This is a genomic window from Mucilaginibacter polytrichastri, from assembly GCF_001911425.1.
GTDB classification, from domain to species: Bacteria; Bacteroidota; Bacteroidia; order Sphingobacteriales; family Sphingobacteriaceae; genus Mucilaginibacter; species Mucilaginibacter polytrichastri.
In genome coordinates this window covers 4,779,661-4,794,080 of the sequence record NZ_MPPL01000001.1, presented here as the reverse complement: position 1 = coordinate 4,794,080, position 14,420 = coordinate 4,779,661, and the positions used below count along the sequence as shown (strand labels likewise).

Sequence of the window (14,420 nt, the reverse complement as noted above, 5' to 3'; positions counted from 1 at the left end):
ATGTTATTTACAACAGACAAGCAAACGCAAGATGATTTAAATATCTTCGGAAAACAGGGAACGGGATCAATCCTGTCCCTGTTCAACCGAACCTCGACACTCAACGGTGCTCAAATTTTGGAAGAGATGTTCAATTATCCGCTATCAGATGCAGAAGCGATTAATAAGCGGAACGAAGCAATCCGTTATCTAAAAGTAGCACAAGTTGTTTTTCCGTTCAATTCCGAGCTATTCGACCGTGCACAGCAATATTTAGCCAATACCGACGAGCGGTCCAAACTTTCAGCCGTAAAACCATCGCTTGAAAAAAAACTAACTAGCTTGATAGCCGATGATGCAGATCATAAGCAGATAATTAGCGGAATTACTGCTCTGGTGGAAATTGTAAGAGTGTTAGACAGCCTACTGAAGAATAACTTGCTGCAGGCAGGCAGCCCCTTTAGAAGTGACCCGGAAACAATAAATGTAGGTGCATTATTAACAGAAAAACCTACAAGCCTTCTGTTGCAGGATGAACCTAAGAATAAGTTTTCACGTGAAAAGCTGGCAACATACGATATGTTACTGAGATTCCGCCACCGGGAAACGATACAACAAATATTGCGATATATTTACCAGTTAGATGTATACATAACCGTAGCCAAAGTAGCCGCCGAACGCAACTATATATTCCCCAAGGCGCTGCCTAAAGAAGAGCATGTGATCAAACTACAAGGACTCTACCATCCTCATCTTAAGAAGGCGGTACCAAATACAATCCACATTACGCCTAACAGCAACATAGTTTTTTTAACGGGGGCTAATATGGCCGGTAAATCCACATTTATGAAATCGTTAGGAATAGCAATGTACCTGGCACATATGGGATTCCCGGTAGCAGCGAAAATGATGGAATTTTCAGTATTGGATGGAATTTACACCACGATCAATTTACCGGATAACCTCGGGATTGGGGCTAGCCACTTTTATGCAGAAGTATTGCGGATAAAAAAGGTGGCCAAAGAGCTAAATGCGGGCAGGAACATCTTTGTGATTTTTGATGAATTATTCAGGGGGACCAATGTAAAGGATGCTTACGAAGCTACGATTGCCATTACATCAGCATTTGCAAAAAAGCGCAACAGCATGTTTGTGATTTCTACTCATATTATAGAAGCCGGAGAAATATTGAAGCAGCAACATAATATCAGTTTTAAATACCTGCCTACCCACCTGAATGGAACTATCCCCGAATACACTTATACCCTTGAAAGTGGGATTACCGATGACCGGCATGGTATGATCATCATTAATAATGAAGGTATACTGGAGCTGTTAAAGAAAGGAAAGGAGGTATCGTCATGAGTTTTATAGCCGATAAACAAACACTGGAAGACATGAACTTGCTGGGCAAATACAAACAGCATTCTATCTTTAGCCTGTTTAATAAGGTGAGAACATCTGGTGGCGAACAATTGCTTACCAAGATGTTCCAAACACCGCTTATTGATCCTGATGCGATCAACACGCGCAGCGATACCTTTAAATATTTTCAAAGCAAGCAAGTTACGTTCCCATTCAGCAACGAACAATTTAGCGCGATGGAAAACTACCTTAGCGGTAGTAGTGGTACAAATTACCCTGTAATATTCATAAACCTTGCAAAAAAGAAATTGCTGGCTATCATCGTACGTGACGAAGAATATCCAAAGGTTCAAGTCGGCTTACAGCAAACCATAACGGTGCTTAAACAATGTAAAACATTTATCAGCCAATTTGAAGCGGATAACCGTCATGAGCATCCGTTTTATAATGAGTTGTTAACCGTAAAAAACATACTGAATAACCCTAAACTGGGATGGCTGACAGAAGAACAAAATGATTCTAATCAATACTCCTTAAAAAAAGCCGCAAAATATGACCATGTGCTAAGGCATAAAATGCAACAAGCCCTGCAAACAGTAATAGAAATTTTTTACCAGCTTGATGTTTTTATAACGGTAGCTAACTTAGCAAAGGAAAAAGAATTTAGTTATGCTAAAGCTTTTCCAAAGGAGACACATTACTTAACAGCAAGTGCTTTAAAGCATCCCAATATCCCAAAGGCAATAGCCAACCCGGTATCCTTAAGCCAAGGTAGCAACATGATCTTTTTAACCGGCGCAAATATGGCTGGTAAATCTACTTTCATGAAAGCATTTGGAATTAATATTTACCTGGCGCACATGGGGTTCCCGGTAGCAGCGAGCCATATGGAGTTTTCAGTGAAGCAAGGCATTTATTCCTCTATCAACGTGCCGGACAACCTGGTTATGGGATACAGCCATTTTTATGCGGAAGTGTTGAGGGTGAAAAAAGTAGCCGCGGAAGTGAGCAGCGGTAAAGACCTGGTAGTCATATTTGATGAACTCTTCAAGGGTACCAATGTAAAAGATGCATACGATGCGACGCTTGCAGTAACCGCTGCCTTCAGCGAATACCGAAATTGTCTATTCATTATTTCTACACATATTATAGAAGCTGGTGAAGTATTAAAGCGGCAAAGCAACATCCAATCACTATATCTACCTACTATCATGAATGGCATTATTCCAACCTATACCTATCAGCTGCAGCCGGGTATTTCTAGCGACAGGCATGGCATGATGATCATTGAAAATGAGGGTATATTAAAAATGTTAGAATAAATGTAATCATATATAACGAAAAAAATTAAACGATGAGAACAATGAAATGGATAACTACACTAATCTTAATTGTTGGAATAGCGGCAAATTCTTTTGCGCAGGCACCAAAAACACCTGCTGAAGAGGCTAAAAAATTACAGGTAGAATTGAAGCTTACTGATCTACAGACAACAAAAATAACGACAATTCTGCAACAAACTGAAAGTAAACAAGCAAATGATAAAGCTGAGCAGGCTAAGATGAAAAGCTGGCAAACTACTCATAATACCAAGGCGATATTAAACTATTTGATTGAACAAATGAATGCTGTCGCTCGGAAGGTGGAAGCGGTTTTGACAGCCGAACAGAAAAAGCCCTTCCAAGAAATGTTAAACAAACGTCTTGATGCTTTTAGAAAAATAATGGCTTCTCAGCAGTAAAGTCAGTTATGCGATTGGCAATTAACGACAAATAATAAGTGCAAAGTCTAAGATATTTCATACTGGTAATTGTTTTTCGTTAAATAAATTTAAGAATGAACAAATGCAGAATTAGCTAAATTAACTTATATACCTATCAGCTACAATTTTGTGGCACAAAACGATAAAATGAAAAAACGCTTTTATTACATACGCTATATACTATTAATAACCATAGTAAATTTATTTTATGTCAATGGCATTTGCCAGCAGGCAAAAAAAATTGAACCCGCTCTTCCCTTAGATTCCGCGGTACGTACAGGAAAACTTGCAAATGGTTTTACCTATTACATACGCCATAATGAAGAGCCCAAAAAACGTGTAATGATGTATCTTGTGAATAAAGTAGGCTCGGTGCTGGAAGATGACGATCAACAGGGATTGGCTCATTTCTTGGAGCATATGAGCTTTAACGGGACTACACACTTTCCGCATAACCAACTTATAGATTATTTGCAAAAGGCAGGAGTTCGCTTCGGTGCGGATATTAACGCTTATACAAGCTTTGATGAAACAGTTTATGAGTTGCCAATTCCTTCGGACAAACCGGAACTGCTTAAAGGCGTTTTGGAAATTATGCGCGATTGGGCGCATGAGGCACTTCTCGACCCGGGAGAGATCGATAAAGAGCGTGGTGTAGTGCTGGAAGAGAAGCGCTTAGGTAAAGGTGCTAGCGAAAGGATGCAAAGGCAATATTACCCAGCTATCCTGAATAACTCCCGGTACACGGTACGGGTTCCAATTGGATTGGACACTGTCCTAAATAATTTCAAGCGCCCCGTTATCGCTCGTTTTTATAATGATTGGTATCGACCAGATTTGCAGGCTTTGATTGTTGTAGGCGATATAAATGTCGATCAGATCGAAACACAGATAAAACAACAGTTCGCCAGTTTAAAAAACCCTCCACATGAAAGAGCACGTATCAAATATATAGTACCACTAACCGGCAAAAACCATTTTTTAGTAGTCACGGATAAAGAAATGACGACCACTGAAGCCGAAATTTTAATAAAACATAAAGCACCCGGATTAAGAACTAAGGATGATTACCGCACTGCATTGATACAAGGCCTATTTGACCAGATGTTAGCCGACCGTTATGCAGAATTACTAAATCAATCCAATCCGCCGTTTGTGAGTGGTAGCGCAAATATTTCAGGTTTTATGGGCGGTTTAAATTCTTATAATGTCAGCGTACAGGCGAAACCGGGTGAGTTAGAGCAAGGATTGAAAGCAGTGTGGCGTGAAACAGAGAGATTGAAACGATTTGGCTTTACATCGACAGAACTCGACAGAGCGAAAATAGCTTACTTGAACGGAATTGAAAGCGCTGTTAAGGAAAAAAGTAAAACCAATTCAAACAGTTATGTAAGTGAATACAAAGCTTATTTTTTAACCGGCGAGGCATCCCCCGGAATAGAAAGGGAGTACCAGTTAACCAAAGAGGAAATACCCGGCATCAACTTAACAGATGTTAATGATCTTGCTAAAACATACATCACTATTATCAACAGGGATATACTCATTTTAGCACCTGAAAAAGATAAGAATAGCCTGCCCAACGAGGTTATTGTCAACACATGGCTTAACAATGTCGAAGCAGAAGACCTTAAGCCTTATAAGGATGATATAAATGCCAAGCCGCTTATAAGCACGATGCCTGTTCCTGGAAAAATTAAAAGCGAAACGAAAAATAATGAATTTAATATTACGACCCTCACCTTAAGTAATGGGTTAAAAGTACTATTGAAACCAACTGACTTTAAAAACAACCAAATAATCTTCAGTTCTTTCGCTCCAGGTGGAACTTCATTGTACAATGATGCTGATTATCAATCTGCATCCAGTGCCGCGGGCGTTATTGCAGCAAATGGCATAGGGAATTATAATATTGACGAATTAAGTAAATACTTGGAAGGTAAGCAGCTAAGCGTGCAACCCTATATAACAGAACAGTACCAAGGCATAAATGGTTCCTCTAGTGTCACCGACCTGGAAACTGCTATGCAAATGATCTACGCATATTTTACTGAGCCAAGAGCGGATTCCGCAATTTTCAATGGACTCATAGCGCGCTCCAAAGCAGGTTTAGCTAATCGGAGCAATGATCCTTCAAGTGTGTTTAAAGATACTGTAAGCGCAGTTATGGGAAATTACAATAGCAGACGAACCGGGCCAACCCTGCAGAAGCTGGAGCTGATCAACTTGCTAAAGGCCTATCGAATTTACAAAGAGCGCTTTGCAGACGCGAGCAATTTTACCTTCACATTTGTAGGCAGCATTGATACTAATACCATTAAACCACTTTTAGAAAAATATCTGGGCTCGTTACCTTCAACAAATCAGCATGAGATGGGAGTCGATTTAAACATTCATGCGCCGAGTGGTCGAATTGAAAAAATAGTATATAAAGGCAGTGAGCCCAAAGCCACAGTTTACCTTGTGTATACCGGCAAGTATGATTATAATCCGGATAATAATGTTAAAATGGATGCTTTGAAAGAATCGCTGGAAATACGCTTGTTAGAACGGTTACGCGAAGACGAAAGTGGCGTATATAGCCCTGGTGTTGAAGTCAGCAAGGCAAAACTACCGCAACAGCGTTACAATTTTATCGTGCATTTTGGGTGCTCACCACAAAATGTGGACAAACTAATCGCTTCGACATTGGATGAGATTAATAAGTTAAAAACTAACGGTCCGCTACAGGGTAATGTCGATAAGTGGCGTGCAGAGGACAAAACCAGTTTTCAACCCCAATTAAAAACCAATAATTTCTGGCTGGCCTACTTGAATCTCCAGTTGCAAAACAGCCAGGATTTCGACCAGGTTAATCATTACGATAGTTTGATGAATGGCGTAAAACCCGAAGATGTTAGAACAATGGCCGGCAAGTATTTAAGTGGCGAAAATTACATTAAGCTGGTCCTGATGCCTGAATATCTTAAAAAGCTGGATAATAATTGAGTCAAAATTATAGTTCTGACATGCAATCAATAAAATTTGATCCTCCGCACAATCGTTCATTTTAGGATCGGTAAATAGTTAATTAATAGAAGTAGCGCTGCTTAGTGCAGGCTGCGCATACTTTTTTCCAGAAATATAAACCGCAAGCCGTTGAGAATTTGTCAATCGCTGATCATGCCGGTTTTTATAAACCGTATCCTGCAAATATCAAAGCGTTGATGGGTTATAGCCAAATAGCTTTTTAAACGAAGTAGAGAAATGAGCAAGATTCTCGAATCCGACATTCAGGTATACCGCAGACGGCGTTTGATTTTGTTGCGCGATCAGGAAGTGAGCCTGCTCCAGCCTCTTTTGAACCAGCCATTTTTCCGGTGAATTTTGAAAGACCTTTTTAAAATCTCTTTTAAACGTGGCCAAACTTCGGCCCGTCAAAAGGGCAAATTGTTTTATTGGAATGTTATAGGTATAATTTTGACTCATAAATGCTTCCAGATCAATCTTAAAAGAGGCACTGAAATCAAATAAAAGATTGCTTAATGAGTCATGCCTCAAAAGCAACGCTATGGCTTCATTGGTCTTAAGGTTAGCCATTAAATCCGTTAAGGGAACGTCGGTGTTGAAATACGGCAAAACGGAATCAAAATATCCCTTAATAAAAATATCATCAGATAAGTCAACTATAGGGTTGCCCGCATAAACGCCATTGGCAGCTGTGTTTTCCTGCGCGCGATACTTTTTAAGACTTTCCTGATCTAAAAAGATATTGAATGACTGAAACGCCGTCCCATCCGCCGCCGGGTATTTTACAGATTTTAATAAAAGGTTTTTCCGCAGTAAGCCAATCGTACCAGCACCATAGCTGAACATCCCCTGGTTAGTGTGGAATTGAACCTTTCCGGATAAAACATAACACAGGACATGTTCCGTAACTAGTTGTTCCCGACCGCGCTTTCGTTCATCGGTGCAGGAATATAAAATATTAAACTGAAGCTCATCTTTTTTCATAATATGGCCAAGCCTGATTTAAAGATAATATTTAAAATGTCTATTTCAACTGGCTCATAATTATTTTATCGAACAGGCCGTCGCTCAACCATTTTTTAGCCATTAGCGTCGGTGTTGCGAGATACCCTTTTACATAACGCGCCTTAGGCTTGTCCGCTTCAATGGCTGTTTTAATAAGCTCCGCTATTTCAATAGGTTCGACATTTTTTTCTGCTGTTTTTTCATAAATACCCTCTGCTTTAACTGTAAGATCTTGATATATGGTTTTGCCGGATACCTCCTTCGCGTGGGCAAAAGCGATATTTCCCCACTCCGTTTTAACACCGCCCGGTTCAATGATGATCACATCGATACCAAACGGTTTCACCTCTAATCGAAGACTGTCGCTTAATCCCTCTACCGCGAATTTACTGGCATGATACCAACCGCCAAGCGGGGTCGCCATTTTGCCGCCGATGGAGGTAATATTAACGATTTTTCCATAACGCTCCTGCCGCATATGCGGCAATACCAACTGAATCAATCTTGCCAGTCCGAAAACGTTGACCTCCATTTGATAGCGGGCATCTTCGATGGCAACATCTTCGATAGCGCCATACAAACCGAAACCCGCATTGTTGACGAGCACATCGATACGGCCCTGTTCAGCAATGATTTGGTGTATGGCATTTACAATTGATTCGTCTTTCGATACATCCATAGCTATCGTTTTTATACCAGCATCTATAAGATCATTCATTTTGTCTATACGGCGTGCTGCACCATAGACAGTATAGCCATTTGAAGCTAATAAGCGGGCGGTTTCCGCGCCGATGCCGGCAGAAGCGCCGGTTACTAATGCTACTTTATTCATTATTTTTTGTTTACAGCGTTATTTATTCCTTAATATACTTTTTACGGAACCAGCATCGCTTAGCGCTGATACCGCCATCCTTGATCAAATCAGAATTGTAATAGTCCAGCAATTTCCTTTTTCGTTTCGATTGCGGAATTGATATTATATCCAAAGCCCCGGTTAGTATTGCCGGGGTGTCCGGAATTACGGTATTAGAAGCCACAGTTGTAGTGCCGGGGATAATTGTGGCCAAAGATCGGGAATTCAGGCTGTCATCAGCTTGATTTATGCTGCATTGCGTCGTATCAGGGTCGTTAGGTACCAACGTGCGTTCAATTACTACGGGGGGCTTTGCAATTACCTGCATAAACTGTTTTGCCGGTCTGTTAACTGGTTGATTCAGCACCGCGTTTGAGCTGGCTGCGGTTGTAACCTGTTGGTAGTATTGTTCATTAAACTTCATGGAATAATGCTCAAATACAGATAATAATATGCCCGATGCCAATGTGCCAAGCCCGACACCAAGCCAGAATGGCCGGCCGATAGTAAGTGATAAAATTAATCCGCCAAAACTCAGTATTCCCCAGAATAGCCGGATGCCTGACCAGGACTTATGTGTTTTCTCAACTTTAACGGATTCTTGTTCCAGGAATGTTGCCGGATCCTTCCTGTATTGTTCCACACGCGCGGGAATAGCTTTGCGGGTTACAAAGCTACTCGCCGCACCACCTATGCCAACAAGAAGTCCGATCAGCACCATTGGCCATGACAGCCCTTTCAGAAGGGATAGCGGCCCCGCCCATTTCCATAGCAAGGCACCGGCAATCAGCAGCAGGCCCCCGAGAAGCGCGCCATAGAAGCCGTGACGTACTTCACCGTTATAATAATGGATAATGGATTCCAATAAATTCATTAATTCCCAGATTTAAGAAAGCCGAGCTGCTGAAACATACTCAACAAATCTTCAGAAAACCAGGCTTCGGCTATTTTTCCGTTGCTGATCCGATAGATTCCCATACCATCCCAGGCAGCATGCTTGCCGGTCGCCTTGTTACCCATAAATGGTCCGATATTTTTACCACTGTTCTGGAAATAAACAACTACTTTGTTACCTGAGGCGATAATGTTCCTGATGGATAAATGCATAGCTGAAAAAGAGCCTGATACGCTGGCTTCCATCATTTTTTTGTAAGCAGGCAGCCCGGTAATATCTCCCATACTGCCACCGTGCCAGATCATATCTTGTGCCCATATTTCGCCTAACAATTCAAATTTTTGACCGTTGATCACTTCGATGATAAACCTTTTAACCAATGCCGTATTTTTTGCAGTATCTGCCTGTACCAGCTTGTAATAGAGGAACTGCTGTACAGCCTTTCGGTTTTCTGCAGCCTCTGGCAAATCGGGATAGCTCTGAAAAGCGTGCCACATCCCCTCGGCAACCAGCAGTTCGGCGTTTCCGCCAGCGTTGCGTATTTTCCAATGGGTGCGCACAGCGTTACTTAAAAATAAGTCGCGGGTCGATGTCGCCAATATTGTTGCCGGGAAATCGCTTGGGTAGGTAGCGTACACCGGTGAAACTAGGGGATCTGTCAGGCTGGCATTTCCGGCAAATGGGGCGGCAAACATTTTATCCGCCTGGTTCCTGTAGCCCAGAATATCCCTGCCGTCGTTCGATTTTACAGCGTCTCCGTTGCCGCTGATATCTGCGGCCGGTGATAACAGGGCCATGGAATTAATCATCGGCAAACCGTCCTGTTTAGCCTTGATAAGCATAGCCAGCATATGCGTACAGCCCGCGGATATGCTCCAACATGTAATGTTTTGCGGCTGATATTGTTGGACAAGATGTCGGTAAACGGTTACGCATTCGTTCATAGCAACCGGGAATTTAGCTTCAGGTGCCAGCGAATAATCAATTGAAAAGGTTTTAATGCCCATTTCATTAGCCATTAACATACTGGTACGATCAGTAGGTGAACCCATAATAAATCCACCTCCGTGAATATATATCGCAATTTTACCTGCGTACGCTGGATTAATATGAACCGGCGTGATAATTTTAACTTTAACATCACCGATGATAGTATCCGTAATCAAAGGATTAAATCTTGCCATCATATCTTTCAATTCACCTGCTTCATGCAATCCAAACTGTCCTCTCGCCTTAATCAACAACTTGTCCGACGGCTTAATTATTGGTAAACGAATGACTTTGAAATTTTTCAGCGTGTCAACAGACGGACGACTCATGGTTGCAGCCTGTTGAGGCGTAATAGAAATTTTACGCGAGCAACTGGCATTCATTAAAGTAAACATCACCGCAACTGCCAGTATCTTCTTTGAATTTGTCATATAAAGATTTTATCATACAAAGAACGGCTTACCTACAACTAAAAGGTTTTGCCAGAAGCTCAAATTGCTTTTTTGAAAAGCTCATAGGGCATTTAAAGCCTTAGATCAGAAAACATTTATTAAAAAGCGCTTGTTAGATTATTGATTATGCTGTAACCGGAAGCGATGACTTTCGCTTTTTAAGTTTTTAAAAAATATATATGACAGGAAATAAAAATGATCCCCATCTAACTGGAAGAATAGCCGCAACAGAATGGCACCTACCTTTTGAATTTGAGTATGAGGGCCAGCGCGTAAATTATGGCGTTATGGGAGAAGGCTATCCGCTTGTGCTTTTGCATGGCACCCCCTTCTCTTCCGTTGTATGGCGTAGAATATCACCTTACCTTGCGACACATCGTAAAGTATATTATTTTGACTTATTAGGTTACGGAAAGTCAGAAAAAAAAGATGGACAAGATGTCTCATTAGGCGTCCAAAACCAGCTGTTTGCTGCGCTTTTAAAATATTGGGAAATAAAAAGGCCGGATGTTGTAGCACATGATTTCGGCGGCGCAACTGCATTACGTGCGCATATTTTAAATAATGCCGATTACCGGTCATTAACCCTTATCGACCCTGTTGCGCTAAGCCCTTTCGGTTCACCCTTTGTACAGGCAGTAAGAAATAACGAAAAGGTTTTCTCGGATCTGCCGGCTTATATTCATCAGGCAATAATAAAGGCTTATATCGGAAATTCGGTGGTCAATGAGCTAAATGATGACGTGATGTCCCTCTATACAGAACCTTGGTTCGGTGAATTAGGACAATCCGCTTTTTACCGGCAGGTAGCACAAATGAGTGATCAGTATATCAAAGAAATAGAACCAGGATATGCACATATGCGTTGTCCTGTTTCTATTTTATGGGGCGAAAAAGATGAGTGGATACCAAAAACTGAAGGTGAAAAATTACACAAACTTATATCAGGGTCTTCTTTAAGGCTTATTGATAATTCCAGTCACCTGATGCAGGAAGACGCTCCTGAAGCCATCATTGCCACTGTTCTTGACTTTTTAAATAAAATAGATATCGCAGAAATGCAGCACGAGCAATTATGAATAATCGGATGACCTGACGTCAGTGATATGCTTTTGCTGGTATTGATATTCAGGAATAGCTTACCCCTGAAGCAATTATTCCTGTAATATTTTCGCCCGGTGTATTTCGCCCCATTTGGCCATTTCGTCAATAATGGGCGCTATCGTATTTCCATACGGCGTAAGTTCGTATTTTACAGTAACTGGTTTGGTGTCGTAAACCATGCGCTTAACTAAACCGTTTACCTCCAGCTCCTGCAATTCCTTCGAAAGCATTTTTGATCCGATGCCCTCTACTTGCCGCTGTAACGACATGAAATAATTTGGGCCAAAGCCGAGTGTTCCGATGATGCGGATCTTCCATTTTCCGGCTAACAGATCCATCGTGTCCTGGATGGATTGCAGTCTCCTTCTGCAGCCATCAGAAAGTATAACTCCTTCGTTTTTATTTGGCATAACTCAATTATTAGTTTCCCACGGGAAAGCGCTTTACATTTGGAAAGCCCTTTCAAATCTAAAGTATATCTTACAATTTTGCAACGCAAAGAAATATTAGATAATTATGGAATTAGGAATAAGTGTATTCGGAGAAGTGTCACCCGATATGGGATATGGACATGCTACCAATGCTCATAAAAAAGTTCAGGAAATGCTGGAACAGGTAAAGCTTGCCGACGAGGTAGGTTTGGATGTATTTGCATTTGGTGAGCACCACCGGCCGGACTTTGTTATCACCGCGCCAGAGATCATGATGGCGGGAGCAGCATCCATTACAAAAAATATACGTCTTTCAAGTTCGGTGACTGTGTTGAGCTCGACTGATCCTGTAAGGGTGTTTCAGAATTTTGCTACGGTAGATCTGCTATCCGGAGGACGGGCCGAGATCATGGCCGGCAGAGGGTCATTTACGGAGTCATTTCCATTGTTCGGTTATAGCATGAGTGATTATGATTCATTGTTTGCGGAGAAATTGGATTTGCTTTTAAAGATCAATAAACAAACCGTTGTGACCTGGAAGGGCCTGCACAGGCCTTCATTAAAGAATCAAAGCATATATCCACGCCCTTTGCAGGAATCTATCCCGGTTTGGCTCGCTGTCGGTGGTACACCATCATCAGCCATCAGGGCAGGAATGCTAAACCTACCTATGACCCTGGCTCTCCTTGGCGGCTCACCCAGCCAGTACGTACCATTAATTAATAATTACCGGCTTGCTGCAGAAAAAGCAGGACATGACAGCAGCGCGTTACAATTAGGTATTCTTACCCAGTTTTATGTAGCGGAAGATTCACAACGTGCTGATGACGAGTTTTATCCTTCTTATGAACAGATCATGAACCAGGTAGGGCGCGAAAGAGGCTGGGCTCCGATGAATAAATCCTCATTTGAATATTTACGCAATAATGGTCCCCTGATCGTCGGGAATGAACAGCAGGTAATTGATAAGATCATGCACCTGCATGAATTATTCGGTAACACACGTTATATGGCGCAATTAATTACCGGGAGATCAACTCACGAGCAAATTATGAAGGCGATTGAGCTATATGGCACAAAGGTAGCACCAACCATACGAAAAGAAAGTAAATCAATAAATACAATTTTTAAAAAATAACAAATCATGGAAATTAAACAAATCGCTGAAGAACTGGTAAGCCTGGTTCGCGAAGGAAAAAACAAGGAAGCCAAAGAAAAATTTTACTCAGCTGATATCATCAGTATCGAAGGTAATGGAGATAAAGTTGAAGGCATAGCCGCGGTTTACGAAAAAAGCAATGCCTGGATGAGCCAAATCGCTGAAGTTCATTCAGCTTCGGTAACAGATCCATTAGTAGCGGCGGACCATTTTGCGATTGGAATAAAAATGGATATCACTTATAAAAATGGTTACAGAGCTGTTTTGGACGAGATTGGTGTTTACGATGTAAACGACGGGAAAATTGTTGCCGAGCAATTCTTTTTTAAATCTTAAAAACTGTAGTTGAATAGCGAAAACTGTCTTTTGGCAGTTTTCGCTTTGGTAATTAAAGGTTAAGATCATTTGGCACTTGCGATCAAACGTCATCTTGGATTAAATTAAGCCTTAATTATTTTATTTCGGATATGTTCGCCGCTTTGCGATTTTAAGCTTTAAATGAATATAAAAAACTAAGACAAATATATATGGACTCTTTGGGTTTATTGGGCAATAGTGTAGCAAGGTAATTGAATCCATTGGGTTGTTTATCTGGGAGTTTATTAAAAAAAATCACTCTTGTCAACGACAAAGCCAATTTAATAGTCAAGCCTGACCGAAAGTAATAGATTTTGACTTGGAGCATAAGTTTATTAAAAGAGAACCAAATGCTGGTTTGGGTCTCGATGTTTTTCATGCGAAGCTTTGTTGACGATATGGAGCGGTTAGCAGTACCGAAGGCCTAAAGGCCAGTTATATAGCTTATCAGCTTATAGACCAGCCCTGTCTAGCGGTGAAGGCTTGATTTTTCAAAAATTAAGAGTAGATTCGTTTTGGCGAATAATGGCGATTAAACCCCTGAATGATGAAACAGAACTGCTGGCAAAGGTTGTACAGGGGGATCAGCGCGCTTTTACAACAATCTTCGATTACTATCAAAAATATGTGTTTGGCTTTGGCCTGAAACTGACCTATTCTGAGGATCTGGCTGAAGAAATCGTTCAAGATATTTTTTTAAAGGTATGGTATGGCCGGGATAAGCTCAATACCATTGAGAGCTTCGGTGCTTACCTTAACCGCCTGGTGCGTAATCATGCATTTAACCTGCTGCGCCAGGTCGCCAGCCACGCTAAAGCCAACAAACGCATTGGCGAAGGCTTATCAGAATTAGATAACAGTACCCAACATGACCTGGATCTCCGCGAGACTACACGGTTACTGGATGAGGCTATCCAACTGCTGCCGCTGCAACAAAAAAAGATTTATATCCTTTGCCGACAGGAAGGCCTGAAATATGAGGAGGCCGCCCAACAGCTTAATATTTCTCCTGATACCGTACATTATCACATGAAGCTGGCATTGAATGCTATCCGTGAA

At 41.4% G+C, this 14,420-nt stretch carries 13 protein-coding genes; 8 read left to right on the top strand and 5 right to left on the bottom strand.

Annotation, left to right across the window (positions count from 1 at the left end; genetic code table 11):
- The 4 genes from RG47T_RS20570 to RG47T_RS20555 all read left to right on the top strand — a co-directional run bounded on the left by RG47T_RS20570 (position 1) and on the right by RG47T_RS20555 (position 6,094).
- Positions 1 to 1,344 carry a MutS-related protein gene (locus RG47T_RS20570; RefSeq protein ID WP_074491306.1) on the top strand — a complete coding sequence of 448 codons (1,344 nt, stop codon included), beginning with the start codon at positions 1 to 3 and terminating at the stop codon, positions 1,342 to 1,344.
- Positions 1,341 to 2,666, top strand: a complete 1,326-nt coding sequence (locus tag RG47T_RS20565; RefSeq protein WP_074491305.1) for a MutS-related protein — start codon at positions 1,341 to 1,343, stop codon at positions 2,664 to 2,666. The genes RG47T_RS20570 and RG47T_RS20565 overlap by 4 nt, the downstream gene beginning before the upstream one ends.
- Before the next feature lie 41 nt (positions 2,667 to 2,707).
- Entirely contained in the window at positions 2,708 to 3,085 is a 378-nt protein-coding gene (locus tag RG47T_RS20560; protein ID WP_139235712.1) for a hypothetical protein, read from the top strand.
- A 168-nt stretch (positions 3,086 to 3,253) separates the two neighbouring features.
- Positions 3,254 to 6,094: a M16 family metallopeptidase gene (locus tag RG47T_RS20555; RefSeq protein WP_083627478.1), complete on the top strand. Its 2,841-nt coding sequence runs from the start codon at positions 3,254 to 3,256 to the stop codon at positions 6,092 to 6,094.
- Between the two features lie 207 nt (positions 6,095 to 6,301).
- On the opposite strand, the gene RG47T_RS20550 is transcribed toward RG47T_RS20555, so the two are convergent.
- From RG47T_RS20550 to RG47T_RS20535, 4 genes are read right to left on the bottom strand one after another with little or no spacing between them, the layout of a single operon-like run.
- Complete coding sequence (locus tag RG47T_RS20550; protein ID WP_074491303.1) at positions 6,302 to 7,099, bottom strand: helix-turn-helix domain-containing protein; 798 nt, start codon at positions 7,097 to 7,099, stop codon at positions 6,302 to 6,304.
- 40 nt (positions 7,100 to 7,139) lie between these two features.
- Entirely contained in the window at positions 7,140 to 7,952 is an 813-nt protein-coding gene (locus RG47T_RS20545; protein ID WP_074491302.1) for an oxidoreductase, read from the bottom strand.
- A 22-nt stretch (positions 7,953 to 7,974) separates the two neighbouring features.
- On the bottom strand, positions 7,975 to 8,847 hold the full coding sequence (locus RG47T_RS20540) for a hypothetical protein (protein ID WP_074491301.1): 873 nt from the start codon (positions 8,845 to 8,847) through the stop codon (positions 7,975 to 7,977).
- Positions 8,847 to 10,289, bottom strand: coding sequence for an alpha/beta hydrolase fold domain-containing protein (locus tag RG47T_RS20535; RefSeq protein ID WP_074491300.1), 1,443 nt, complete (start codon positions 10,287 to 10,289; stop codon positions 8,847 to 8,849). The genes RG47T_RS20540 and RG47T_RS20535 overlap by 1 nt, the downstream gene beginning before the upstream one ends.
- A 200-nt stretch (positions 10,290 to 10,489) precedes the next feature.
- Here RG47T_RS20535 and RG47T_RS20530 point away from each other — a divergent pair, with 200 nt between their 5' ends.
- Positions 10,490 to 11,389, top strand: coding sequence for an alpha/beta fold hydrolase (locus tag RG47T_RS20530; RefSeq protein WP_074491299.1), 900 nt, complete (start codon positions 10,490 to 10,492; stop codon positions 11,387 to 11,389).
- A gap of 75 nt (positions 11,390 to 11,464) precedes the next feature.
- Here RG47T_RS20530 and RG47T_RS20525 read toward each other — a convergent pair whose 3' ends face one another.
- Positions 11,465 to 11,824 (bottom strand): winged helix-turn-helix transcriptional regulator, encoded by a 360-nt coding sequence (locus RG47T_RS20525; protein WP_074491298.1) that lies wholly within the window; start codon positions 11,822 to 11,824, stop codon positions 11,465 to 11,467.
- A 106-nt stretch (positions 11,825 to 11,930) separates the two neighbouring features.
- Between RG47T_RS20525 and RG47T_RS20520 the strand changes: the two genes are divergently transcribed.
- From RG47T_RS20520 to RG47T_RS20510, 3 genes are all read left to right on the top strand, one after another.
- Positions 11,931 to 12,983, top strand: coding sequence for an LLM class flavin-dependent oxidoreductase (locus tag RG47T_RS20520; protein ID WP_074491297.1), 1,053 nt, complete (start codon positions 11,931 to 11,933; stop codon positions 12,981 to 12,983).
- A gap of 6 nt (positions 12,984 to 12,989) precedes the next feature.
- Positions 12,990 to 13,340 carry a SnoaL-like domain-containing protein gene (locus RG47T_RS20515; RefSeq protein ID WP_074491296.1) on the top strand — a complete coding sequence of 117 codons (351 nt, stop codon included), beginning with the start codon at positions 12,990 to 12,992 and terminating at the stop codon, positions 13,338 to 13,340.
- A gap of 546 nt (positions 13,341 to 13,886) precedes the next feature.
- A partial coding sequence (locus tag RG47T_RS20510) for an RNA polymerase sigma factor (RefSeq protein ID WP_139302439.1) occupies positions 13,887 to 14,420 on the top strand: 534 nt, incomplete at its 3' end.

Coding starts and splice junctions, on each gene's coding strand:
- RG47T_RS20570 (WP_074491306.1), top strand. CDS start 1: ATGTTATTTACAACAGACAAGCAAACGCAAGATGATTTAAATATCTTC.
- RG47T_RS20565 (WP_074491305.1), top strand. CDS start 1,341: ATGAGTTTTATAGCCGATAAACAAACACTGGAAGACATGAACTTGCTG.
- RG47T_RS20560 (WP_139235712.1), top strand. CDS start 2,708: ATGAAATGGATAACTACACTAATCTTAATTGTTGGAATAGCGGCAAAT.
- RG47T_RS20555 (WP_083627478.1), top strand. CDS start 3,254: ATGAAAAAACGCTTTTATTACATACGCTATATACTATTAATAACCATA.
- RG47T_RS20550 (WP_074491303.1), bottom strand. CDS start 7,099: ATGAAAAAAGATGAGCTTCAGTTTAATATTTTATATTCCTGCACCGAT.
- RG47T_RS20545 (WP_074491302.1), bottom strand. CDS start 7,952: ATGAATAAAGTAGCATTAGTAACCGGCGCTTCTGCCGGCATCGGCGCG.
- RG47T_RS20540 (WP_074491301.1), bottom strand. CDS start 8,847: ATGAATTTATTGGAATCCATTATCCATTATTATAACGGTGAAGTACGT.
- RG47T_RS20535 (WP_074491300.1), bottom strand. CDS start 10,289: ATGACAAATTCAAAGAAGATACTGGCAGTTGCGGTGATGTTTACTTTA.
- RG47T_RS20530 (WP_074491299.1), top strand. CDS start 10,490: ATGACAGGAAATAAAAATGATCCCCATCTAACTGGAAGAATAGCCGCA.
- RG47T_RS20525 (WP_074491298.1), bottom strand. CDS start 11,824: ATGCCAAATAAAAACGAAGGAGTTATACTTTCTGATGGCTGCAGAAGG.
- RG47T_RS20520 (WP_074491297.1), top strand. CDS start 11,931: ATGGAATTAGGAATAAGTGTATTCGGAGAAGTGTCACCCGATATGGGA.
- RG47T_RS20515 (WP_074491296.1), top strand. CDS start 12,990: ATGGAAATTAAACAAATCGCTGAAGAACTGGTAAGCCTGGTTCGCGAA.